The organism is Shinella sp. 1A1, from assembly GCF_055379515.1.
This window is the reverse complement of the sequence record NZ_AP039671.1, coordinates 2,079,448-2,103,356: the sequence shown is the minus strand read 5'-3', so window position 1 is coordinate 2,103,356 and position 23,909 is coordinate 2,079,448. Positions and strand designations below refer to the sequence as shown.

Sequence of the window (23,909 nt, the reverse complement as noted above, 5' to 3'; positions counted from 1 at the left end):
GCCTCGTCGACTAAAAGCGTTTCAACCCCAGCTGACGGCGAGGATTTCGTAGGCCTTGGAGCCGCCGGGGGCGTTGACTTCGATCGAGTCGCCGACTTCCTTGCCGATGAGGGCGCGGGCGATGGGGGAGGAGATCGAGATGCGGCCCTGCTTCACGTCGGCTTCCTGGTCGCCGACGATCTGGTAGATCTTTTCTTCCTCGGTGTCCTCGTCGACGAGCTTGACCCTGGCGCCGAACTTGATCTTGGAGCCGGACATCTTGGAAAGGTCGATGACCTCGGCGCGTGCGACGAAGTCTTCCAGCTCCGTGATGCGGCCTTCGTTGTGGCTCTGGGCTTCCTTGGCGGCGTGGTACTCGGCGTTTTCCGACAGGTCGCCATGGGCGCGGGCTTCGGCGATCGCCTCGATGATTCGCGGACGCTCTTCCTGCTGACGCCAGCGCAGCTCTTCCTGCAGCTTGACGAAACCGTCCTGAGTCATCGGTACCTTTTCAACCATTTTATTCCCGTCCTTCAGACCGCGCCGCCCGGCTTCCCAGCCATGCGGACGCAAAAGAAAACGGTCTCCGGAGAAGAATCCCCGGAACCGTCGGAAGCGTTTGAACGGCCCTTATAGCAGATTGCGCCCCGCGAAAGCCAGTTTTTTCGCCGCCGCTTCCGCGCTGCCCACAGCGGCCGGAACAATCGCCCGGTGCTGCCGTTAGCGCTCTATCGCGGGAGGCGTGCATGGCAATCGACGGGACGGTTCATCTGGAAGGCAGGATCAATGCGCACCGGCGCCTGTTGGTCGAACTCATCTCGGTTATCGCCGCCATGCCCGAGGCGCGCGACGCGCTCGTCGCCATGGCCCGCGACAGCGAAACGGTTCGCGACCACGAGGAGGATCCCGGCATCGAGCCGGATGCCGCCTTCGCCGCCCAGCAGATCGCCGACGATGAAATCCGCGCGATCCTGAAGGCCGCGATGGCGCGCCTCGAAACCAGATCATGAGGAACGGACGATGGGTGTGATCGAGAAGATTTCCGGCTATTTCAAGCAGCTTGCCGGCGAGGCATCCGGCAACCAGGCGATGCATGACGAAGGACGGCGGGAGGCGGCGGGCGTAAGTCACCCGGATGTCGAGGCAATGCACGCCGAACCGCGCACGCCCCCCGGTGCGGAAAGCGCCGCGCCGGCGGAGAGCGGGGTGGAGAGGGCCGTCCATGCGGATGCGGCGCCGCAGTTCGTGATCTCGCGGGCCGGCGCGAGCAATGACGGCGTTTCCAGTGCCAAGCCGCGGGTCATCACCGGCAGCGACGACGCCACGGCGCATCGCACGCCGCCCGGCATGGCGGAGCCGGCCCGTGACTGGTCGGCGGACTTCGACGAGACCGCGCCGCGGCGGGATACCGGCGCGCCGGCTGTCGACTATTCCGATATGGAGCAACTGAAGCTCTTCCGCCTCGTTCCCATAGCGGCGGCAGGCGACCAGAACTGGGACCTCGCGCCGAACCAGGGCGAGGTGGTGGTGCGCGCCCGCTCCAGCGGCGATGCGCGGGTCGTCGCGGCCGAGACGGAGCTCGATTATCTGGAGATCGACGCGTTGCCGGGCGACGGCAATTCCACGACCTCGTCCAGCGCCTTCCGCAGCGAGAAGCTCTACACGGTCATCGACGAGACGGACCCTGCCTATCCGGTCGAAGGGCCGCGCGGGGTCGTGGCCGGGAAGGTCCGTGTCGACAATATCCGACCCACCGAACTTTGAGGAGAGAGCGATGAGTCCGAGCCAGTCTGCCCGCACGGCAGAAAAGCAGCGCGACATCCAGGAAGAGGTGGCCAAGGCCGACCGCAAGGGCAGGAGCGAAAAGCCGGGCGCCATGCAGGCCGGTGCGCGGCCCTATCCCGCGCCGCCCTTTCCCGAGCAGCACCAACTGAAGCCCGGCAGGGAGGCCACGCTCGCTCCGCCGCCGATGTACGACGCTCCCTTCTACAAGGGTTCGGAAAAGCTCAAGGACAAGGTGGCGCTCATCACCGGCGGGGATTCCGGCATCGGCCGGGCGGTCGCCGTGCTCTTTGCGCGCGAGGGCGCGGATGTCGCCATCGTGCATCTTGCGGAAGGAAAGGATGCGCGGGAGACGATCGCGGCCGTGGAGGCGGAAGGCCGGCGCTGCATCGCCTTTGCCGGCGACGTCAAGGACAAGGCGTTCTGCGTGCAGACGGTGAAATGCGTGGTGCGGGACCTCGGGCGGCTCGATATCCTCGTGAACAATGCCGCCTTCCAGGTGCATACGAAGGATATCGCCGACCTTTCGGAAGAGCATTTCGACGAGACGCTGAAGACCAATCTCTACGGTTATTTCTTCATGGCGCAGGCTGCGGTGCCGCACATGAAGACGGGGTCGGCGATCGTCAATACCGGCTCGGTCACGGGGCTGGAGGGTTCGAAGGACCTCCTCGACTATTCGATGACCAAGGGCGGTATCCATGCCTTCACGCGCTCGCTCGCCGGCCAGCTCGTGCCGCGCGGCATCCGCGTCAATGCCGTGGCGCCGGGGCCGGTCTGGACGCCGCTGAATCCCTCCGACAAGGCGGCCGAGGACGTGGCGAAATTCGGCGCACAGACGCCGATGAAGCGGCCCGCCCAGCCGGAGGAGCTGGCACCCGCCTATGTCTTCCTCGCCTCGCCGCAATGCTCCAGCTACATCACGGGAGAAGTGCTCCCGATCATCGGCGGCTATTGAAAACGAAAAAAGCCGGGCAGATTGCCCGGCTTTCCGTTCCTCAGGAGATCGGCCTCAGAAATAGGCCTGAAGCGGACGTACTTCGAGCTGGCCCTGCTTGAGGGCCTTGATCGCCTGGGCGGCGGCTTCGGCGCCGGCCATGGTCGTGTAGTAGGGCACCTTCTGCATCAGGGCGGCGCGGCGCAGCGACTTCGAGTCCGAGATCGCCTTGCTGCTGTCCGTCGTGTTGATGACGAGGCTGACCTGGCGGTTGCGGATGGCGTCCTCCACATGCGGGCGGCCTTCCTGCACCTTGTTGACCTTGATCGCCTCGATGCCCTTTTCGGCGAGGAAGCGGGCCGTGCCGGAGGTGGCCATGACCTTGAAGCCGATATCGGTGAGGAGGCGCACGGCCGTCAGCACCCGCTCCTTGTCCTCGTCACGCACGGAAACGAAGACCGTGCCTTCGCGCGGCAGGTCGACGCCGGCGCCGAGCTGCGACTTGGCGAAGGCCAGTGCGAAGTCGGTGTCGAGGCCGATGACCTCGCCGGTCGAGCGCATTTCCGGGCCGAGCAGCGTATCGACGCCCGGGAAGCGGGCGAAGGGGAACACGGCTTCCTTGACGGCGATATGCTTGAGGTTGCGCGGGTCCGGCTTCTCGCCATAGGCGGCAATCGCCGCATCGAGGCCTTCGCCGGCCATGACGCGGGCGGCGATCTTGGCGATCGGCGCGCCGATGGTCTTGGCGACGAAGGGCACCGTGCGCGAGGCGCGCGGGTTGACTTCCAGCACGTAGATCGTGCCGTCCTTGATGGCGTATTGCACGTTCATCAGGCCGCCGACGTTCAGCGCCTTGGCGAGGGCCTTGGTCTGGCGTTCCAGTTCGTCGACGATCTCGCTGGAAAGCGTGTGGACCGGCAGCGAGCAGGCCGAGTCGCCCGAGTGAATGCCGGCTTCCTCGATATGCTCCATGATGCCGGAGACGAAGACGTCCTTGCCGTCGCAGAGCGCGTCCACGTCGACCTCGACCGCGTTCGACAGGTAGCTGTCGAAGAGCAGCGGGTTCTTGCCGAGCAGGGTGTTGATCTGGCCGGTCTTGTCGTTCGGGTAGCGCTGCTTGATGTCCTCGGGAACGAGTTCCGGCACCGTATCGAGCAGATAGGTCTGGAGCTGGCCTTCCGAATGGATGATCTGCATGGCGCGGCCGCCGAGCACGTAGGACGGGCGCACGACCAGCGGGAAGCCGATCTCGGCCGCGACGAGGCGGGCCTGTTCGACGGAATAGGCAATGCCGTTGTTCGGCTGGGCGAGGTCGAGCTTCTGGAGGAGCTTCTGGAAGCGGTCGCGGTCTTCCGCAAGGTCGATCATGTCGGGCGCGGTGCCGAGGATCGGGATGCCGTTCTTCTCCAGCGCTTCGGCGAGCTTCAGCGGGGTCTGGCCGCCGAACTGCACGATGACGCCGACGACTTCGCCGTTGGTCTGCTCGGCCTTCAGGATCTCGATGACGTCTTCTGCCGTCAGCGGCTCGAAATAGAGGCGGTCCGACGTGTCGTAGTCGGTCGAGACGGTTTCCGGGTTGCAGTTGACCATGATGGCTTCATAGCCGGCGTCCTTCAGAGCGAAGGCGGCATGGCAGCAGCAATAATCGAACTCGATGCCCTGACCGATGCGGTTCGGGCCGCCGCCGAGGATGACGACCTTCTTGCGATCCGAAATGCCGGCTTCCGAGCGCGTCGCGCCGGCAAAGGGCGTCTCGTAGGTCGAGTACATATAGGCGGTGGGCGAGGCGAATTCGGCGGCGCAGGTGTCGATGCGCTTGAAGACCGGGCGCACGTTCAGGCCGTTGCGCAGTTCCGCCACTTCCTTCGGGCGCTTGCCGGAGAGGGTGGCGAGGCGCGCGTCGGAGAAGCCCATGGCCTTCAGCATGCGCAGGTTCTCGGCATCCTGCGGCAAGCCGTGCTCGCGGATGCGGGCCTCCATGTCGACGATGGCCTTGAACTGTTCGAGGAACCACGGGTCGATCTTCGAGCCTTCGTGGACTTCCTCCGGCGTCAGGCCCATGCGCAGCGCCTGGGCGACCATGCGCAGGCGGTCCGGCGTCGGGGTGGAGATGGCGGCGCGGATGGCATTGTTGTCGTTGCCGTCGCCAAGGCCGGGAATCTCGATCTCGTCGAGGCCGGTGAGGCCCGTTTCGAGGCCGCGCAGGGCCTTCTGGAGCGATTCGGCGAAGGTGCGGCCGATGGCCATGACCTCGCCGACCGACTTCATGGCGGTGGTCAGCGTCGGCTCGGCGCCGGGGAACTTCTCGAAGGCGAAGCGCGGGATCTTCGTCACGACATAGTCGATGGACGGCTCGAAGGAGGCCGGGGTCGCGCCGCCGGTGATGTCGTTCTCCAGCTCGTCGAGCGTGTAGCCGATGGCGAGCTTGGCGGCGATCTTGGCGATGGGGAAGCCGGTGGCCTTCGATGCCAACGCGGAGGAGCGCGAGACACGCGGGTTCATCTCGATGACGACGAGGCGGCCGTTTTCCGGGTTGACGGCGAACTGCACGTTGGAGCCGCCGGTCTCGACGCCGATCTCGCGCAGCACCGCGATCGAGGCGTTGCGCATGATCTGGTATTCCTTGTCCGTCAGGGTCAAGGCCGGGGCGACGGTGATCGAGTCGCCCGTATGCACGCCCATCGGGTCGATGTTCTCGATGGAGCAGATGATGATGCAGTTGTCCGCCTTGTCGCGGACGACTTCCATCTCGTATTCCTTCCAGCCGAGGACGGATTCCTCGATGAGCACTTCCGTGGTCGGGGAGGCGTCGAGGCCGGAATTGACGATCTCGAAGAATTCCGAGCGGTTGTAGGCGATGCCGCCGCCGGTGCCGCCCAGCGTGAAGGACGGGCGGATGATGGCGGGTAGGCCGATGACGTCGAGCGCCTGCGCGCCGATGGCCATGGCGTGGCTCATGTAGCGCTGCTTGCGGTCGGTCTCGCCGAGGTTCCACTGGTTCTCCAGCTCGTCCAGCGCCTTGTCGAGCGCGTCGCCCGAAAGCTCGGCCTTCAGCTTGGCGCGCTCGGCCTCGTGGAGCTTGCGGTCCTTGTCCTTGATCTCGGTGGCGTTGGCCAGCATCGACTTCGGCGTTTCGAGGCCGATCTTGGCCATGGCCTCGCGGAAGAGCGCGCGGTCCTCGGCCTTGTCGATGGCTTCCGGCTTGGCGCCGATCATCTCGACATTATAGCGGTCGAGAACGCCCATGCGCTTGAGAGAGAGCGCGGTGTTGAGCGCGGTCTGGCCGCCCATGGTCGGCAGCAGCGCGTCCGGGCGCTCCTTGGCGATGATTTTCGCCACGACTTCCGGGGTGATCGGCTCGACGTAAGTCGCGTCGGCGAGGCCCGGATCGGTCATGATCGTCGCCGGGTTGGAGTTGACGAGGATGACGCGGTAGCCTTCCTCCTTCAGCGCCTTGCAGGCCTGGGTGCCGGAATAGTCGAATTCGCAGGCCTGACCGATGACGATCGGCCCCGCGCCGATGATGAGGATCGATTTCAAATCTTGGCGCTTGGGCATCTCTCTATCCGTTCTTCCGCGTGCGCGAAAAACCGGCCATGGTGATGGGTTCACCGGCCGGGCGCGCATCTATGGTCGTTCAAAGGCTAGAAGCGGCTTATAGGCAAAGGAAGGGGCGAGCGGAACCCCGAAAATCGCCGAATCGACAGGAAAAGTGCGGGGACTTTGCGCTGCCGATCCGGGGTGTCGAGGGCGTGGCGAGGATAGGGCCTATTCGCCAGCCAGAATGCCCGGCAATTCCTGCAGGATGCCGTCCCGCGCGCGCAGGCTGGTGCGCGGCTCCTGCTTCTTCTCGTCCTGCATCAGCCGGGCGAAGACGACGGTGCGGTCCTCACGGCGTGCCCAGCCGACATACCAGCCCCATGGACGGGCATAATCGAAATTGCCGTCGGTCTTTCGGGGATAGGCCATGCCCGTCTTGCCCTGCGCCCGCCAGCCGTCGGCGATGTCGCGTCCCTCGACGATCTCCATCGCCGCATCCATCGCCTCGGCGGAGACGGGCAGCTCATGGTTCACCAGCTTGCGCAGGAATTCCACCTGCTCGCGCGGGGAGATCTTCAGCGAGGAGGCGATCCAGGCGCGCTCGAGGCCATTGTCCTTGCCGGGATCGCCGGTCATGTCGGCATTGCCGTAGCCGAAGGCTTCCGCATAGTCGCGCAGCCGCTCGTAGCCGAGGAATTCGGTGATGCGCTGGGAATACCAGACGACGGAATATTCCAGCCAGCGCTTAGGCGTCGTCGGCTGGCGCCAGTTGTCGCCGCCCCAGTCAGGATAGCCCTTGATGAAGGGCAGCGCCGGCTCCTCGGCGTTTTCGAGGAAGCCGGAATCATAGCCCATCACCGCGAGCGGCACCTTGAAGGTGGAGGCGGGGGTGACGCGCGTCTTGCAGTCGCCCTTTTCCAGGATGATCTCGCCGTTTTCCGCATCAGCGACGATGCTACAAATAATGCGGGCCTCGGCGGGCATGGCGAAGCCGGCGGCCAGCAGGATGCCGGCCGCGAAGGGACGCAGGTCCATCACGTTTTCCTCTATTTCCGAATGACTTGTGCATCATGGATAGCAATGCTTTCATGGCCTGACAAAAGATGAATACTGGTCTTAGCCATTAGGAAAATTGGGGCATTGCCATGGTTCGGCCTTATCTTCCGCTGAACGCCTTCCGCGCCTTCGAGGCCTCCGCCCGCCATCTTTCCTTCACGCGCGCCGCCATCGAGCTGAATGTCACGCAGGCGGCCGTCAGCCATCAGGTGAAGAGCCTCGAGGAGCAGATGGGCGTCGTGCTGTTCAAGCGCCTGCCGCGCGGGCTGATGATCACGGCGGAAGGGGAAAGCCTCCTGCCGGTGCTGCGCGACAGCTTCGACCGCATGGCGGATGCGGTGGAGCGCTTTCGCGGCGGGCATGTGCGGGAGATATTGACGGTGGGCGCGGTCGGCACCTTCGCCGTCGGCTGGCTGCTGCCGCGCCTTGCCGGTTTCCGCGAGCGCCATCCCTTCGTGGAGGTGCGGCTTTCGACCAACAACAACCGTGTGGACCTTGCCGCCGAAGGGCTCGATTTCGCCATTCGCTTCGGGGCCGGCGCGTGGCACGGGACGGATGCCGTGCGCCTCTTCGATGCGCCGCTTTCCGTGCTCGCCATACCCGCCGTCGCGCGCGACCTCAACGAGCCCGCCGACCTGCTCGGGCTGACGCTGCTGCGCTCCTACCGGCGCGACGAGTGGACGCGCTGGTTCGAGGCCGCCGGGCTGCCGCGCACGCCGCCGCCGCAGAACGCCATCGTCTTCGACACCTCGCTCGCCATGATGGAGGCGGTGCTGCAGGGCGCGGGCGTCGGCCTTGCGCCGCCGCTGATGTTCTCGCGGCTCCTGGCCGCCGGGGCTGTCGTCCAGCCCTTCCGCACCAGCGTCGCGCTCGGCAGCTACTGGCTGACCCGCCTGCAATCGCGCAGCCTCACCCCCGCCATGTCCGCCTTCGCCGCGTGGCTGGCGGAAACGGTGGCGGAGGAGGGGCTGGCCTGAGCCCGGTCAGGTGAGGTTGCGGCGGCGCTCCAGCTCGGCGTCGGTCGGCGTTTCGAATTCGAAGGAGCCGCTGGCGACATCGCCGGCGCGGGCATAGCGGCTCATGACGATGCCGGTATCGCTGGTGCGCGAATCGATCAGCGTCAGGGCGCGCGGGAAGGAGGCGTCGCCGAAGAGCCGCTTGCCCTTGCCGAGGATGACCGGGAAGACGGAGACGTGGATCTCGTCGACGAGGTCGTTCTCGAACAGCGCTTTCAGGAATTCGGTGGAGCCCTGCGTCAGGAGGTCCGGCCCGTCGCCGTCCTTCAGCTTGCGCACGGCCGCGATGGTGTCCGGGCCGAGCACATGGCTGTTCTGCCATGTGGGTTTGAAATCCGGGTTGCGGGTCGCGACATATTTATCGATACGGTCGAAGAGCGGGCCGATCGGGTCGTCCTTGTCGACATAGGGCCAGTGGGCCGCGAAGATGTCGTAGGTCTTGCGGCCGAGCAGCAGGTCGAAGGGTTTTGCAAAAAGCTCGCCGATGAAGGCGCCCATCTTCTCGTCGAACATCGGGGCGGCCCAGCCGCCGAATTTGAAGCCGCCGATGGGGTCTTCGTCCGGCCCGCCCGGCGCCTGCATGACGCCGTCGAGGCTGGTGAATGCACCGACTATGATCTTTCGCATGAGACTTCTCCTGGCACGGTTGATTGACGGATACCTAGGGACGAACGGCGGGACGGCGAGCCGACAGGCGCTCGAAAAAAATCAGCCCCAGCGGGTGCGCACCGCCTCCGTCCGGCTGCGGCTCACCGGAATCTCACTGCCGTCCTTCAGGAGGATCGCCAGCTTGCCGTCGGAGCGCAGCAGCCTTTCGACATGCATATCGGCGACGAAATGCGAGCGGTGCACCTGCAAGCCCGGCGTGCCGCCGACTTCCTCCACGGCATCGGAAAAGCGCAGCAGGATCAGTTCCCGCCCGCGGCTGGTCGTCACCTCGGTATAGTGATCGGCGACGGTCATGTGCAGGATCGGGCCGCGGTTCTCCGGCCTGAGGCGGCGCAGCAGCGGCACATCTGCCCGTTCCTCCTCGCTCGGCGGGACGGAGGACAGCGCCTCAGCCTGCCGGCTGCTCATTGTCAGGTAGGTGAGGGCGCAGAAGAGGGCGGAGAGGAGGAGGCCGGTCGCGATGCTTGCGGCAAGGTCGGCGACCGTCGGCGTGCCGCCGAAGGTCGCGAGGCTGATCGCATTCGTCGCAAGCCCGACCGGCACGCCGGCGACCAGCGTGCCGAGCGCCATGCGGCGGCCAAGGCTCGGGATGCGGTCCCGCAGCAGCGTGTTGACGAGCACGATGGCGGTGACGGCTATGGCCCAGGCGACGGCGTGCAGCACGAGCCAGAAGCCGAGGCGGGGGATGGCGGCCAGCCGCTCCGCGGTGCCGTAGGGACCCGTCACCCAGAAGATCAGCACCACCGCGCCGAAGGTCGCCCAGAACCGCGGCGCGCGCAGGAAGACCTGCAGTTCACGAAGCGCGGATTGCAGCAAGGGGCGTTCCACGAAGTTTTCCGTCCGTTCGGGCCAAAGCGTTTGAAGCGGCCCGATCATTGGCGGAAGACGGGGCCGAATTCAACCGTCCCCGGAGCCCGCCATGACCTTCGAGCCGCTTGCCAACGCGCCCTTCGCCGTCCAGTTCCACGTCGCGACCGTGCTGCCGGCGGCCGTGCTCGGCGCCGTCCTCCTCGCCCGCCCGAAGGGCACGCCGGCTCATCGGCTGCTCGGAAAAGTCTGGCTTTTCCTGATGGTTGCGACGAGTTTCTCGACCTTCTTCATCCATGGAATCAACACATTCCACGGCTTCAGCCCGATCCATCTCCTCTCGCTCTATGTCATCCTCGCCAGCGTGCCGGCCGTGATGGCGGCGCGGCGCGGCAATATCCGCGCGCACCGCGCCCAGGTCGCCGGCATGTATTTCGGCGGCATCGTCGTCGCGGGTCTCTTCACCCTCGTTCCGCACCGGGTGATGGGGGCGATGATCTTCGACGGGACGTCTGGCCTTGCAAGCGGGCTTGCTGCCGCCGCCGTCAGTTTCCTGCTCGTCGCGGCGGGGGCGCTCGCGGTGCGCGAAGCCGGCTGGAGAGGGCTTCTCCGGCGGCGCTGAGGGGCCGCTTTTCGTTTTGCAAGGCGCCCCGGCAGGCCCTATAAGTCGTTGCTGAGGAACGAATTCATGCGATGAACGTTCGTCGGCAATTCAATGCGGGGAAATGCGCCATGGAATGGAAAGGTCGTCGCCAGTCGGGCAATATCGAGGACCAGCGCGGAGCCGGTCCCTCGATGGGAGGCAGCAATCCCTTCGGCCGGGGCGGCGGGTTCCGCATTCCGATGGGCGGTGGCGGCCGGTCCGGCGGCGGCATGAGCATCGGCACCATCATCTTCCTCGTCGTCATCTATTTCGTCTTCAAGGCGATGGGCATCGATCTCCTGCAGGTCATGGGCAATGGCGGGCAGGTCAGCATGCCGGGCTTCGAACAGACGGAGAGCGCCAGCAGCCGTTCCTCGCCGCAGGAGGAAGAGACCAAGGAATTCATGGCGACGGTGCTCGCCGAGACCGAAGACACCTGGAACGGCATCTTCAAGGCAGCCGGCGAGACATACGAGGAGCCCAAGATGGTGCTCTTCTCCGGCTCCGTCAAATCCGCCTGCGGCTTCGCCTCGGCGGCGTCCGGGCCGTTCTATTGCCCGGGCGACCACAAGGTCTATCTCGACATGAGCTTCTTCGACGAGCTCGCCAACAAGTTCGACGCGGCCGGTGACTTCGCCCAGGCCTATGTCGTGGCGCATGAGGTGGGCCACCACGTCCAGAACCTCACCGGCATCCTGCCGCGCTTCAACCAGCAGCGCCAGCGCATGAGCGAGGCGGAGGCGAACCAGATGTCCGTGCGCGTCGAGCTGCAGGCCGACTGCTATGCCGGCATCTGGGGCAAGTACACGCAGCAGAAGGGCCTTCTGGAAAGCGGCGACCTCGATGAGGCGCTGAACGCCGCCACCCAGATCGGCGACGACACGCTGCAGAAGCGCATGCAGGGCTATGTCGTGCCGGAAAGCTTCAACCACGGCACTTCCGAGCAGCGCCGCCGCTGGTTCAAGCGCGGCTTCGACAGCGGCCGTCTGGATGCCTGCAACACCTTCCAGGGTGAGCCCTGATATTACACGGACTTCTCTGAAAAGCCCTCCGGCTTGCCTGCCGGGGGGCTTTGCCTTTTCGGACCGAACGGGCCGTTATCATCGACGAATCCGATCATAAGCATCAAAACTTTTGAGATGTTCATGGATTGTTTCGCTGAAAGAAGTGAAATAGAACTCCCCGCCTGACATTTTTGCCCCCGGGGCGCCGTTCATTCTTTCGAGGTCACATCCATGATCGATGCCAGGTCTACCCGGCGCGGGCTCTTCCTCGTCTTCATGATCATGTTCCTCGACGTGATCGGCATCGCCATCATCATGCCGGTGCTGCCGACCTATCTGCGCGAGCTGACGGGCGACGACATCAGCCAGGCGGCCATCGACGGCGGCTGGCTGCTGCTCGTCTATGCCGGCATGCAGTTCCTGTTCGCGCCGCTCATCGGCAATCTCTCGGACCGTTTCGGCCGGCGGCCGGTGCTGCTGGCCTGCATCCTGACCTTCGCCATCGACAACCTCATCTGTGCGCTGGCGGCAAGCTACTGGATGCTCTTCGTCGGGCGGGTGCTGGCGGGCATCAGCGGCGCGAGCTTCAGCACGGCCGCCGCCTATATCGCGGACGTGTCGAACGACGAGACCCGCTCGAAGAATTTCGGGCTGATGGGCATCGCCTTCGGCACCGGCTTCGTCATCGGTCCGGTGATCGGCGGGCTTCTCGGCGAGTTCGGGCCGCGCATTCCCTTCTACGGCGCGGCCGCGCTCGCCTTCCTCAATTTCGTCGGCGCCTGGATGCTGCTGCCGGAGAGCCTGGCGGCGCACAATCGACGTTCCTTCGAGCTTGCCCGCGCCAATCCGCTCGGCGCGCTCATGCAGATGCGCAACTATCCCGGCGTGCTCTGGGTCGGCGTCGTCTTCCTCTGTTACGGGCTGGCGCATGCCGTCTATCCGGCGGTCTGGTCCTTCGTCGGTTCCTATCGCTACGGCTGGAGCGAGGGGCAGATCGGCCTGTCGCTCGGCATCTTCGGCATCGGCGGCGCGGTCGTCATGGGCTTCGTCCTGCCGCGCATCGTGCCGAAGCTCGGTGAGTACCGCACGGCCGTCCTCGGCCTCGTCTTCTCGGTCGTCGCGCTTTCCGGCTATGCCGCGGCGTGGCAGGGCTGGATGGTCTATGTCGTCATCGCCCTGACGGCGCTGGAGGCGCTGGCCGATCCGCCGCTGCGCTCCATCGCGTCCGCCCGCGTGCCGGCCTCGGCGCAGGGCGAGCTGCAAGGCGCGCTGACCAGCGTTTCCTCGATCACGACCATCATCGGACCGCTGATCTTCACGCAGGTCTTCAGCCATTTCACCGCCCCGTCCGCGCCCGTCGCCTTCGCCGGTGCGCCGTTCGCGGTGGCGGCGCTCGTCCTCCTTGCCGGTCTGGCGATCTTCCTCGTCAAGCTGAAAGGGGCCGGTGTCGGCCCGAGCGGGAATTTTGCCCCGGAAAGTGCTTGAAGCGCTTTCAAACGTGACATTTCGACGAAATTTTCGTCCGGAAACGGCCCCGGAGCGCCGTTTCCGCGCATTTTTGATGACGTCATCAAATCTATTCGATTGATCGCGACCGGAACTTGTGATCGGAAGCGAGGCGAAAGTGAGAACTATCATGCACATGGCAACGCATCGCGAGGACAACGGCTGGGGGCGGCATTTCCGGGCGACCCTGACGCTCGGCGTGCCGCTGATCGGCGCCCAGCTCGCCCAGCTCGGCATCCATACGACGGACGTGGTGATCCTCGGCCGGCTTGGCGCGGCGCATCTGGCGGCCATCGTGCTGTCCAGCCAGTTCTTCTTCACGATCTTCATGCTCGGCTCGGGCTTCGCCAATGCCGTCATGCCCATGGTGGCGCAGGCCTATGGTCGGGGCGACACGGTTTCCGTGCGCCGTTCGGTGCGCATGGGCATGTGGGTGGCGCTCTTCTATGCGGCGCTGATGATCCCGCTCTTCTACAATGCGGAAAACATCCTGCTCTTTGCCGGCCAGAAGCCGGAGGTCGCCGCGCTTGCCGGCAGCTACCTGAAGATCGCGCAATGGGGGCTCGGCCCGGCGCTGCTCTTCATGACGCTGCGCGGCCTCGTCAGCGCGCATGGGCGGGCGGGTATCGTGCTCTATGTCACGATCGTCATCCTCTCCGTCAACGCCTTCTTCGCCTATGCGCTGGTGCTCGGCCATTTCGGCTTTCCGGCCCTCGGCATGGAGGGGGCGGCCATCGTTTCCTTCGGCGTGAACGTGCTGAGCTTCGTGCTCATCACCGCCTATATCCAGGCCCAGCCGGACATGCGCCGCTACGAGCTTTTCGTGCGCTTCTGGCGGCCGGACTGGGGCGCTCTGCGCGAAGTCGTCTATCTCGGCCTGCCGATCGGCCTCACCATGCTGGCGGAAGTCAGCCTCTTCACCGGCGCCTCGCTGCTGATGGGCAATATCGGCACGCTGGAGCTTGCCGCGCACGGCATCGCACTCCAGCTCGCCTCCGTCGCCTTCATGGTTCCGCTCGGCCTTGCGCAGGCGGGCACGGTGCGCGTCGGCGTGGCGCACGGGCGCGGCGACCATCTCGGCGTCGTGCGCGCGGCCTGGGCGGTGCTCGTTATCGCGGCGACCATTGCCGTTGGTGGCGGCCTGCTCTTCGCGCTCATCCCGACGAAGCTCGCCTCGATCTTCCTCGACAAGGCGGGTACGGATTCGGCCGCGGTTCTCGCCATCGCCGGCCCCTTCGTGGTGGTCGCGGGCCTCTTCCAGCTCGTCGACGGCCTGCAGGCGATCGCCGCCGGCCTGCTGCGCGGCCTGAAGGACACGCGCATCCCGATGCTGCTGGCGCTGATCTCCTACTGGCCGGTCGGCTTCTTTGCCGCCTGGCTCTTCGCCTTCCCGGCGGGCTTCGGCGGCATCGGCATCTGGTTCGGCTTCCTTGCCGGCCTCTCCACCGCATCCATTCTGCTCAACCTGCGCTTCTACCGGCTGGTGAGGCAGAGGGGCGCCTGACGCCCGAGAGTGGCGATAAGAAAAGCCCGCCGGATCGCTCCGGCGGGCTTTTCACGTCGATGGTGGGCGGATTGCCTGCTTACGCGCGTTCCGGGATGGCTTCCTCGCCCTTCTTCTCGCGCACCAGGTTGATGAAGCGGCGGAAGAGGTAGTGGCTGTCCTGCGGGCCGGGGGAGGCTTCCGGGTGGTGCTGCACGGAGAAGACCGGCTTGCCGGTCAGGCGCAGGCCGCAATTCGTGCCGTCGAACAGGGAAACGTGGGTCTCCTCGACGCCTTCGGGCAGGGTTGAGGAGGCGACGGCGAAGCCATGGTTCATCGAGACGATCTCGACCTTGCCGGTCGTGTGGTCCTTCACCGGATGGTTCGCGCCGTGGTGGCCCTGGTGCATCTTCTCGGTCGTCGCGCCGACGGCAAGGCCGAGCATCTGGTGGCCGAGGCAGATGCCGAAGACCGGAATGCCCGTCTCGATCAGCGTCTTGATCACCGGCACGGCATATTCGCCGGTTGCCGCCGGGTCGCCCGGGCCGTTGGAAAGGAAGATGCCGTCCGGCTTCAGCGCCAGCACGTCGTCGGCGCTGGAGGTGGCCGGCATGACCGTGACCTTGCAGCCGAGGCCGGTGAAGAGGCGCAGGATGTTGCGCTTCACGCCGTAGTCGAGCGCGACGATGTGATACTTCACGTCGCCGTCGGCAAGGTCCTCGTAGCCTTCGTTCCACACCCACGGCTTCTGGCTCCAGCGCGAGGACTGGCCGGAGGAGGCGGGCTTGGCGAGGTCGAGGCCGACGAGGCCGCCCCAGGCCCTGGCTTCGGCCTTCAGCGTCTCGATGTCGAAGACGCCGTTCGGGTCGTGGGCGATCACCGCGTTCGGCGCGCCGTTCTCGCGGATCCAGGCGGTCAGCGCGCGGGTGTCGATGCCGGAAAGGCCGATGATGCCGCGGGCCTTCAGCCAGGCGTCGAGGTGCTTTGCGGCGCGGTAGTTCGACGGCTCGGTGATGTCGGCCTTGAAGATCGTGCCGACCGCGCCGTGGCGGGCGGCCGGCGTCAGGTCCTCGATGTCCTCGTCATTGGCGCCGACATTGCCGATATGCGGGAAGGTGAAGGTGACGATCTGGCCGAGATAGGAGGGGTCGGTCAGGATTTCCTGGTAGCCCGTCAGCGCTGTGTTGAAGCAGACTTCCGCGGTCACCTTGCCGGTGGCGCCGATGCCCTTGCCTTCGATCACGGTGCCATCGGCAAGGACGATGAGGGCGGTGGGCTTTTCAGTGGTCCATGCGGGGGTCGAGGTCATAGTCATCCCGTTTCCGGTGTCGGGCGCCGGCTTGAAAGCCGAGGGAACGGACACCATTTAAGGTCGCAGGCAAAGGCGCGCGGAAACCCGCGTTGGTTCGCCCTGATTGCCGATTTTCGTGCAGGTGCCGGAAAATAGACAAAGCAGGGGACGGGGTCAACCGTTGCCTGTGGATTGCGCGGAATTATAAAGCGTTTGAAATCAATCGCTTGCGTAATCCGTTTGCCGGCGGACCCTCCGCCGGTCTATGAGCATGCACAATCGAACGACGATAGAGGCCGAGCCGCGCATCCCGCGCCGGCAGCCTCCCATGGAGAAAATGATGCGCGATACCATCGCAAACGCCTTGAAGGATGCACTCAAGGCAAGAGACGCCTGCCGTGTTTCCACGCTGCGCCTGATCCAGGCCACGCTGAAGGATCGCGACATCGCCAACCGCGGCGCCGGCAAGGGGCCGGTGGAAAATGACGAGCTGCTGCAGATCCTCGCCAAGATGATCAAGCAGCGCGAGGAATCCGCCAAGATCTTTGCCGAAAACGGCCGTCCGGAACTTGCCGCCCAGGAGCGCGAGGAAATCACCGTGATCCAGGGCTTCATGCCCGAGCAGCTTTCCGACGAGAAGGTGAGGGAGCTGATTTCCGGCGTGATCGCCGAGATCGGCGCGCAGGGCCTGCGCGACATGGGCAAGGTCATGGCCGTGCTCAAGGAGCGCCACCCCGGCCAGATGGATTTCGCCAAGGCCTCCGGCGTGGTGAAGGACCTGCTGAAGTAAATTGCGGTCCTTGCGGTATCATGAAGGCGGCCGGTGGCCGCCTTTTTCGTTTCCGGTCGTGCAGCTTGCGGGAACCAAAAGGAAGGCGCACAGTTGAGCTCGCAGCAATAGGAGCGTGACGATGCGTCGTCGAACGTCACCGCCCGCCCCGGCGAAGTGCAAGTGATGCCGCCGGATTGTCTAGCGTCGAGGTTCCCGGTGGCCGTTCCACGAAACGGAGGCCGAACCCATGCGTGCGACGTTTCTTCTTTCCCTCGCAGCCATCGCCCTTGCCGGGCCGGTCCTCGCGCACGATGCGCCGAGCGGCTGGCAGTACGAGCAATATTGTTGCAATGGCAGCAACCACAATGGCGACTGCCAGATGATCCCGGCGACCGCCGTGCGCATCGTCCACGGGGACTATCAGGTGACGCTGGCGCCGGGCGACCATCGCCTCGCCACCCGCCGCCATATCTTTCTCCTGCCGCAGGGCACCGCCCGCCGCTCGCAGGATGGAGAATATCATCTCTGCCTCTACCCGACCGAGGATACGCCCCGCTGCTTCTACGCGCCCGACATGGGATTTTGAGCCTGAGCCTGTGAATTGCCGTGGCGCCGGGCGGTAATGCTGGCGGTGGGCCCCGCGCATGGTTATATGGACCTCGACCGAGGTATCCATGCGCTTTTCCAACGCCTTCCTAGACGAGATCCGCGACCGCGTCCCCATTTCGGACGTGATCGGCCGACGCGTGACCTGGGATCGCAGGAAGACCAATGTCTCGCGCGGGGACTATTGGGCCTGCTGCCCGTTCCATGGCGAGAAATCGCCGTCCTTCCACTGCGAGGACCGCAAGGGCCGCTACCATTGCTTCGGCTGCGGCGTCTCGGGCGATCACTTCCGCTTCCTCACCGATCTCGACGGCCTGTCCTTCCCTGAGGCGGTCCAGCAGATCGCCGATCTTGCGGGCGTCGCCATGCCCCAGCCGGACCCGCAGGCCGAGCAGCGCGAGAAGGAGCGCATGGGCCTCGTCGAGGTCATGGAGATGGCGACCCGCTTCTTCGAGGACCAGCTCCAGACGCCCGCCGGAGCGAAGGCGCGCGCCTATCTGCGCGACCGTGGGCTGACCGGCCGCACCATCGAGACCTTCCGCCTCGGCTATGCGCCGGAGAGCCGCAACGCGCTGAAGGAGTTTCTGGCGGGCAAGGGCGTGCCGAAGGAGGCGATCGAGGCCTGTGGCCTCGTCGTGCACGGGCCGGAAATCCCCGTCTCCTACGACCGGTTCCGCGACCGCATCATGTTCCCCATCCTCTCGGTGCGGGAAAAGGTCATCGCCTTCGGCGGCCGCGCCATGTCGCCGGACGCGCCGGCGAAATACCTCAATTCCAACGAGACGGAGCTCTTCCACAAGGGGAGCGTGCTCTACAACCATGCCCGCGCCCGGAAGGGGGCTCAAGGCGCTGACGGCGCCGGCACGATCATCGCCGTCGAAGGCTATATGGACGTGATCGCGCTCTACCAGGCGGGCATCGAGAACGCCGTCGCCCCGCTCGGCACGGCGCTTACCGAGAACCAGCTCGATCTGCTCTGGAAGATGACGCCGCAGCCGGTGCTCTGCTTCGACGGCGACGGGGCTGGCATCCGCGCGGCGAACCGGGCGGCCGATCTCGCGCTGCCCTTCATCAAGCCGGGCCGCACGGTGCGCTTCGCGCTGCTGCCCGACGGCAAGGACCCGGACGATCTCGTGCGCCACGAGGGCCGCGCACCCTTCGACAAGGTGCTGGCGAACGCCCGCCCGCTCGCCGACATGATCTGGAATCGCGAGGTCCAGGGCTCCACGCTGGACACGCCGGAAAGCCGCGCCGAGCTGGAATCGCGCCTGCGCCAGATCACCGCGGGCATCGCCGACGAGGACGTGCGCCGCCACTACCAGCAGGACATGCGCGAGCGGCTGAACGCCTTCTTCCGCCCCGCCCAGCGGCAGGGCGGCGGCAGCTTTTCCGGCAACCGGCAGGGCAGGGGCGGCGGTCGCGGTGGGCCGCAGGGCAATATGGTCCCCTCCGGCATTTCCGACCGGCTCGCACGCTCGGCGCTTGTGCGCGGCGCGCAGGAGTTGCCGGCCCTGCGCGAAAGCGTGCTGGCGCTCACCGTCGTCAACCATCCGGGCCTTCTCTTCAGCGACTATGACGAGATCGCCATCATCGAATACGAAAACCGCGACCTCCAGCGCCTCTGGTCGGCCCTCATCGGCATTGCCGGTTCCGTCGGCGCGCGGCTCGACCGCGCCCGGCTGGTCGAGGAGCTGGAAGCCGCCGGCTTCGACACCCTGCTCAAGGGCCTCGACCAGCAGATCCGCAACTCGCGCCTGTGGACCGCGACGGAAGACGCCGCGCCAGAGGATGCCCGCGAAGGCTATCTCCAGGCGCTCGCCCTCCATAAGCGCACCCGCGCGCTCCTCTGGCAGCGCCGTGAACTGGAACGCGAACTCGCCGTCTCGACGGATGAGGGCGACGACGAGCGCGTGCCGCAGATTCTGCGCGCGCTTCAGGAGGTGCAAATGGAGACCGTCCGGATGGAGAACCAGGAAGCCATCATCGAAGGCTTCGGCGTGCTCTCCGGCCGGGTGAAGGGGCCGGCGGGGAAGTAGGTATGAGAAGAATGCCGCAGGCCGCATCGACTGGCGCGCAGCGCCGTCACAGGCAAGCGGCCGCTATAGTCTTGTTGTTGGCGGTGGTGTTTGCTCTGTCAGGCTGGAGGCTGCTCGGCCTTTATAACTGGTCCTGGAATCAAAAACTCGAACTCAGGGTGATGACGCCCGATGGTGAAGTAAGCGGCAGTTCCGTGATGCGAGCCTCGTACGGCTTCCGGCCTGAATGGTGGGGGTGGGGTGATCGTGGGCGCAGCATTATTGGCCACTCCGGCGAAGCGGCGTTTGTCGAGGTTGCTCCGGGCAGGTATCTCTTCGCGATAATGAGCCAAAACGACCCCGAGATGGCCTATGAGACATTTATCGGGCCGATCACGACGTCGCGCGAGGAAAGGATCGAGGGATTCGATCGTCTCTATCGCATGCGGGAAACCCGCGCATTGCCGCGCGAACTCTATCCGACACTCGTGACTTTTCAGGATATCAACGATCCGGCAAGCGTCGAAAGAGTCAATCCAGATAATTTGGAGGCGAGTTTTGGGCCGGGATATGCGTTGTATGGTGTAAATATATCAATTACCGGAGATCCAGTAACCAAAAGAAAAATAAACAATGTTCTTTCTTGGATTGAACATTACTATGATCGTTTGCTTGATGGAAAAAGATTACAGTCTTTGAAACGGGACGCTCCTTTTGCAAATTCCCTAGCGTCCGGCTCCTTCAATACGGAGAGTGAATGATGGGAGTAAACAAGGGTTTTCTGGAAACACGCCAGCTAGTTTGCTGTACAAGAGAGCACCACTAGAATTTCGGGTCTCGATGCTGGCGGGCAGTGGTAGGAGAGTCCTTCGGATCGGCCCTTTCCGCTTGGCTTCGGCCTTCTAGCGTGGTCGCCACTATATCCCATGCGTCGTGAGTGCTCCCTTTTGGTCTGTACAGCTTTCTTGCAACCTACCCTTGAAATCCGAACAAAACAAGAACATTGTGCGTGAAGGCGAAAGTCGTCGGTCGGGTGGTTGCCGATGGTCCCGTGCTTGGCCAGAATGGAGGGAGAAAGTGCAGGTCATGATTCAGGCAAATCCCTCCGGTTCCTTCTCCGCCCTGTTCGATGCTGAGGTCGCCGATCCGCTCGACGTGCTCAAGCGCGTCTATGGCTACGACGCCTTCCGCGGCAAGCAGCAGGCGGTGGTGGAGCATGTGACGGCGGGGGGCGACGCCGTGGTGCTGTTTCCGACCGGGGCGGGCAAGTCGCTGTGCTTCCAGATTCCCGCGCTCTGCCGCCAGGGCGTCGGCATCGTCATCTCGCCGCTGATCGCGCTGATGCGCGACCAGGTGGAGGCGCTGAAGCAGCTCGGCGTGAAGGCGGCGGCGCTGAATTCCTCGCTGACGCGGGACGAGTTCTTCGCCGTGCGCGACGCCATGCGCAGCGGCGAACTCGACCTACTCTATGTGACGCCCGAGCGCATCGTTACGGATGGCTTTGCCGATCTCGTGGCGGAGGCCCGCATCGCGCTCTTCGCAATCGACGAGGCACATTGCGTCTCGCAATGGGGGCACGACTTCCGGCCGGAATACCGCACGCTCGGCCTGCTCGGCGAGCGCTATCCCGGCGTGCCGCGCATTGCGCTGACAGCGACGGCCGATCCGCATACGCGCGAGGACATCATCGAGCGCCTCGGGCTCGAGGATGCCGAGGTCTTCACCACCAGCTTCGACCGGCCGAACATCTCCTACGAGATCGCCGAGCGCGACCAGGCGCGCCAACAGCTCTTGCGTTTCCTGTCGCGCCACGAAGGAGAGAGCGGCATCGTCTATTGCCTGTCGCGCGCCAAGGTGGAGGACACGGCCGCGTGGCTGAACACGCAGGGCATTCGCGCGCTGCCTTACCATGCCGGGTTCGACCGGACGGTGCGCGATGCCAACCAGGATGCTTTTCTCAAGGAAGAAAACCTCTGCCTCGTCGCCACCGTCGCCTTCGGCATGGGTATCGACAAGCCGGATGTGCGCTACGTCGCCCATCTCGACCTGCCGGGCTCGGTGGAGGCCTATTACCAGGAGACCGGGCGCGCGGGACGCGACGGCCTGCCCTCCGAGGTCTGGATGGCCTATGGCATGGCCGACGTCGTGCAGCGGCGCAGGATGATCGACGAGGGCGGGGCGGCCGAGGAGGTGAAGCGCATCGAACGCGCCAAGCTGACGGCGCTGCTCGCCATCTGCGAGACGGCAAGCTGCCGGCGCAAGGCCATCCTCGCGCATTTCGGCGAGGCCCATCCCGGCCATTGCGGCCATTGCGACACCTGCCGCAATCCGGTCGAGACCTGGGACGGCACGGAGGCCGCGATCAAGGCGCTCGCGGCGGTCTATCGCACGGGCGAGCGCTTCGGCGCGGGGCACGTCATCGATGTGCTGATGGGCACGGCCAACGAGAAGACGGAGCGCTTCGGCCATACGGACATGCCGGTCTTCGGCGCGGGCAAGGATATCGCGCCGCGCATCTGGCAATCGATCTTCAGGCAATTGCTGGCCATGGGCCTCATCAGCGTCGACCATTCCGCCTATGGCGCGCTGAAGCTGGAGCCTGAGGCGCGCGCCGTCTTCCGCCACGAGCGGGAGGTGCTGTTCCGCAAGGACCGGCCGCAGGCCGGGCGCAAGGCGAGGGCGGGCGGCTCGCCCGCCGCCCGCGAGCGCGACAACCTTTCGGGTTCCGACCGGGAGCTCTTCGAACTGTTGCGGGCCGAGCGCCTTGCCATCGCCAAGGATCTCGACGTGCCGCCCTATGTCGTCTTCCCGGATACGACGCTGATCGCGCTTGCGCGGGAACGGCCGGCCGATCTCGAGGAGCTTCTCGACATTCCCGGCATCGGCGTTTCCAAGCGCGACCGCTTCGGCGAGGCTTTCCTCGCCGTCATCGAGGATTTTGCGGGCTAGTTTTTGCGGGGCCTGTCGGAACGTTCGGTCCCCCGTCGTCCTTGTTGATGGTCAGCAGGAGGACGTTTCGATGAAAGTCACGCAGCATCTCTGGTTCGAGAAGGACATGGAGGCCGCCATCGGTTTCTATGCCTCGCTCATTCCCGGCTCTTCCGTTCACTGGGTCACGCCTATCATGGCCGATACGCCGAGCGGGCCGGCCGGCAGCGTGAAGATCGCTAGCTTCACGCTCGGCGACCAGCGCTACATGGCCATCGAGGCCGGGCCGCTCGATCCCTTCAACCACAGCTTCTCCATCATGGTGGAATGCGAGACGCAGGGCGATCTCGACCGACTGTGGGACGCGCTGAAGGAGGGCGGCTCGGTGGAGCAGTGTGGCTGGCTGAAGGATCGCTGGGGCCTTTCCTGGCAGATCGCGCCGACGCGGCTCGGCGAATTGATGAGCGATCCCGATCCGGACAAGGTGCGCCGCGTCACTGCGGCGATGCTGAAGATGGTCAAGCTGGATATCGCACCGCTGGAGGCGGCTGCGGCGGGGTAGGTGGGGGCTTGCCCCTCATCCCGCTGCCGCGACCTTCTCCCCGCAGGCGGGGAGAAGGGAAGGATGCCGAGGTTTCCCGGGTCCGCCGGCGTGAGAGGATCGGGAGGGCGTGGCTGCCTGATCCTTTCGGCATCGACCAGTACACATCCATGCCCGCGGCAGGGCTGTCGCATATGGAATTCGGCATTGCCGCTCTTCCCTTCTCCCCTCGGGGAGAAGGTGACCCGAAGGATCGGATGAGGGGTATCTGGAATAAAGCCGTTGATTTTGCCTGCCTTCGGCATCCCCTTCATCCGCCTGCCGGCACCTTCTCCCCGCTGGGGAGAAGGGAGATGGGGAAACGGCTTCCCTTCAAAAATCGACAGCCCTCCCGCTTGCGGGGAATGAACTTGCCCCCGACGGTAATGATTGAGGAAACCGGTGCGTCATATCTCCTTCGCCCCGTTTACGGGGAGAAGGTGGCCGGCAGGCCGGATGAGGGGCTTCGTCTACATCCGCACCGTCATTCCGCCATCCACCACCAGCACATGGCCGTTGACGAAGGAGGCGGCGTCGCTGGCGAGGAAGAGGGCGGCGCCGGCGATCTCGTCGGGGCGCGCCCAGCGCTGCACGGGAATGCGCTGGCGCACGAAGGGCGTCAGCTCGTCGTTGGCGGCCATCGCGGCATTGGTTTCCGTCGCGAACCAGCCGGGCGCGATGGCGTTGCTGGTGATGCCGAAGGGGCCGTATTCCACCGCCATGCCGCGCATCAGGCCGGTGAGACCGTGCTTGGCGGCGGGATAGATGCCGTCGTTCGGCAGCGCGACATGGCCGTTGATCGAGGTGACCGAGATGAGGCGGCCATGGCCGTGACGCTTCATGATCGCGGCCGTATCGCGCGAAAGGCTGGCGGCGGCGGCGAGGTCGGTGAGGAGCAGCGCGTCGATGGCCGCATCCTCCATTTCGGAGAGCGGCCGGCGGTCGCGCGCGCCGACATTGTTGACCAGCACGTCCAGCCGCCCGTGCCGGCGCTCGATTTCGGCGAGCGTTTCGCGCTGGGCGTTGCGGTCGGCGATGTCGAAGGCGACGGCGGAGGCGCTGCCGCCCGCAGCAACGATTGCTTCCACCGCCTCGTCGAGCGTCGCGGCTGTCCGGCCCGTCAGCACGACATGCGCGCCGGCCTCGGCCAAGCCCTTCGCGATTTCGAAGCCGAGGCCGCGGCCGGCGCCGGTGACGAGGGCCACGCGGCCCTTCTGGGAAAACCTGTCCAATATCGTCATCGTCGCTTCCTTTCGTGGCGCCACCGGACAGAGGCGGGGCCTTCCTGTCAACCC

General features: G+C 65.3%; 21 protein-coding genes. 14 read left to right on the top strand and 7 right to left on the bottom strand.

Going from position 1 to position 23,909, the window contains the following annotated elements; translation table 11 throughout:
• Positions 1-21 precede the first annotated feature (21 nt).
• Complete coding sequence (greA, locus tag ACZ48C_RS10410) at positions 22-498, bottom strand: transcription elongation factor GreA (protein ID WP_424548825.1); 477 nt, start codon at positions 496-498, stop codon at positions 22-24.
• A gap of 227 nt (positions 499-725) precedes the next feature.
• On the opposite strand from greA, the gene ACZ48C_RS10405 reads away from it, so the two are divergent.
• From ACZ48C_RS10405 to ACZ48C_RS10395, 3 genes are all read left to right on the top strand, one after another.
• Entirely contained in the window at positions 726-989 is a 264-nt protein-coding gene (locus tag ACZ48C_RS10405; protein ID WP_318909565.1) for a hypothetical protein, read from the top strand.
• A gap of 427 nt (positions 990-1,416) precedes the next feature.
• Positions 1,417-1,743 carry a hypothetical protein gene (locus ACZ48C_RS10400; protein ID WP_464782804.1) on the top strand — a complete coding sequence of 109 codons (327 nt, stop codon included), beginning with the start codon at positions 1,417-1,419 and terminating at the stop codon, positions 1,741-1,743.
• Between the two features lie 10 nt (positions 1,744-1,753).
• Positions 1,754-2,719 carry an SDR family oxidoreductase gene (locus ACZ48C_RS10395; RefSeq protein WP_464781056.1) on the top strand — a complete coding sequence of 322 codons (966 nt, stop codon included), beginning with the start codon at positions 1,754-1,756 and terminating at the stop codon, positions 2,717-2,719.
• A gap of 54 nt (positions 2,720-2,773) precedes the next feature.
• On the opposite strand, the gene carB is transcribed toward ACZ48C_RS10395, so the two are convergent.
• Positions 2,774-6,256, bottom strand: a complete 3,483-nt coding sequence (carB, locus tag ACZ48C_RS10390; protein WP_464781055.1) for a carbamoyl-phosphate synthase large subunit — start codon at positions 6,254-6,256, stop codon at positions 2,774-2,776.
• A 210-nt stretch (positions 6,257-6,466) separates the two neighbouring features.
• Entirely contained in the window at positions 6,467-7,273 is an 807-nt protein-coding gene (gene blaOXA / locus ACZ48C_RS10385; RefSeq protein ID WP_464781054.1) for a class D beta-lactamase, read from the bottom strand.
• A gap of 110 nt (positions 7,274-7,383) precedes the next feature.
• Between blaOXA and ACZ48C_RS10380 the strand changes: the two genes are divergently transcribed.
• Positions 7,384-8,271 (top strand): LysR family transcriptional regulator, encoded by an 888-nt coding sequence (locus ACZ48C_RS10380; protein ID WP_464781053.1) that lies wholly within the window; start codon positions 7,384-7,386, stop codon positions 8,269-8,271.
• 6 nt (positions 8,272-8,277) lie between these two features.
• On the opposite strand, the gene ACZ48C_RS10375 is transcribed toward ACZ48C_RS10380, so the two are convergent.
• A complete protein-coding gene (locus ACZ48C_RS10375) occupies positions 8,278-8,937 on the bottom strand; it encodes a dihydrofolate reductase family protein (protein ID WP_464781052.1) in 660 nt (219 codons plus the stop codon).
• A gap of 81 nt (positions 8,938-9,018) precedes the next feature.
• The gene (locus ACZ48C_RS10370; RefSeq protein WP_464781051.1) at positions 9,019-9,855 is read right to left on the bottom strand and encodes a LytTR family DNA-binding domain-containing protein; all 837 of its coding nucleotides are present in this window, start codon (positions 9,853-9,855) and stop codon (positions 9,019-9,021) included.
• A 43-nt stretch (positions 9,856-9,898) separates the two neighbouring features.
• Here ACZ48C_RS10370 and ACZ48C_RS10365 point away from each other — a divergent pair, with 43 nt between their 5' ends.
• From ACZ48C_RS10365 to ACZ48C_RS10350, 4 genes are all read left to right on the top strand, one after another.
• Positions 9,899-10,408 (top strand): DUF2306 domain-containing protein, encoded by a 510-nt coding sequence (locus ACZ48C_RS10365; protein ID WP_464781050.1) that lies wholly within the window; start codon positions 9,899-9,901, stop codon positions 10,406-10,408.
• Between the two features lie 110 nt (positions 10,409-10,518).
• Positions 10,519-11,451 (top strand): KPN_02809 family neutral zinc metallopeptidase, encoded by a 933-nt coding sequence (gene ypfJ / locus ACZ48C_RS10360; RefSeq protein WP_318909553.1) that lies wholly within the window; start codon positions 10,519-10,521, stop codon positions 11,449-11,451.
• A 213-nt stretch (positions 11,452-11,664) separates the two neighbouring features.
• Positions 11,665-12,918 carry a TCR/Tet family MFS transporter gene (locus ACZ48C_RS10355; protein ID WP_464781049.1) on the top strand — a complete coding sequence of 418 codons (1,254 nt, stop codon included), beginning with the start codon at positions 11,665-11,667 and terminating at the stop codon, positions 12,916-12,918.
• A gap of 151 nt (positions 12,919-13,069) precedes the next feature.
• Positions 13,070-14,443 (top strand): MATE family efflux transporter, encoded by a 1,374-nt coding sequence (locus ACZ48C_RS10350; RefSeq protein WP_464781048.1) that lies wholly within the window; start codon positions 13,070-13,072, stop codon positions 14,441-14,443.
• Between the two features lie 79 nt (positions 14,444-14,522).
• Here the strand turns inward: ACZ48C_RS10350 and carA are convergent, their stop codons facing one another.
• On the bottom strand, positions 14,523-15,731 hold the full coding sequence (carA, locus tag ACZ48C_RS10345) for a glutamine-hydrolyzing carbamoyl-phosphate synthase small subunit (RefSeq protein WP_464781047.1): 1,209 nt from the start codon (positions 15,729-15,731) through the stop codon (positions 14,523-14,525).
• A 322-nt stretch (positions 15,732-16,053) separates the two neighbouring features.
• Here carA and ACZ48C_RS10340 point away from each other — a divergent pair, with 322 nt between their 5' ends.
• From ACZ48C_RS10340 to ACZ48C_RS10315, 6 genes are all read left to right on the top strand, one after another.
• A complete protein-coding gene (locus tag ACZ48C_RS10340; protein WP_318912434.1) occupies positions 16,054-16,503 on the top strand; it encodes a GatB/YqeY domain-containing protein in 450 nt (149 codons plus the stop codon).
• A gap of 229 nt (positions 16,504-16,732) precedes the next feature.
• A complete protein-coding gene (locus ACZ48C_RS10335; RefSeq protein WP_464781046.1) occupies positions 16,733-17,071 on the top strand; it encodes a hypothetical protein in 339 nt (112 codons plus the stop codon).
• A gap of 88 nt (positions 17,072-17,159) precedes the next feature.
• Positions 17,160-19,127 carry a DNA primase gene (gene dnaG, locus ACZ48C_RS10330; RefSeq protein ID WP_464781045.1) on the top strand — a complete coding sequence of 656 codons (1,968 nt, stop codon included), beginning with the start codon at positions 17,160-17,162 and terminating at the stop codon, positions 19,125-19,127.
• A gap of 11 nt (positions 19,128-19,138) precedes the next feature.
• Complete coding sequence (locus ACZ48C_RS10325) at positions 19,139-19,867, top strand: hypothetical protein (RefSeq protein WP_464781044.1); 729 nt, start codon at positions 19,139-19,141, stop codon at positions 19,865-19,867.
• Between the two features lie 325 nt (positions 19,868-20,192).
• Entirely contained in the window at positions 20,193-22,055 is a 1,863-nt protein-coding gene (gene recQ / locus ACZ48C_RS10320) for a DNA helicase RecQ (RefSeq protein WP_464781043.1), read from the top strand.
• A gap of 70 nt (positions 22,056-22,125) precedes the next feature.
• Positions 22,126-22,596 (top strand): VOC family protein, encoded by a 471-nt coding sequence (locus ACZ48C_RS10315; RefSeq protein WP_464781042.1) that lies wholly within the window; start codon positions 22,126-22,128, stop codon positions 22,594-22,596.
• 488 nt (positions 22,597-23,084) lie between these two features.
• Here the strand turns inward: ACZ48C_RS10315 and ACZ48C_RS10310 are convergent, their stop codons facing one another.
• A complete protein-coding gene (locus ACZ48C_RS10310; RefSeq protein WP_464781041.1) occupies positions 23,085-23,855 on the bottom strand; it encodes an SDR family oxidoreductase in 771 nt (256 codons plus the stop codon).
• Positions 23,856-23,909 lie beyond the last annotated feature (54 nt).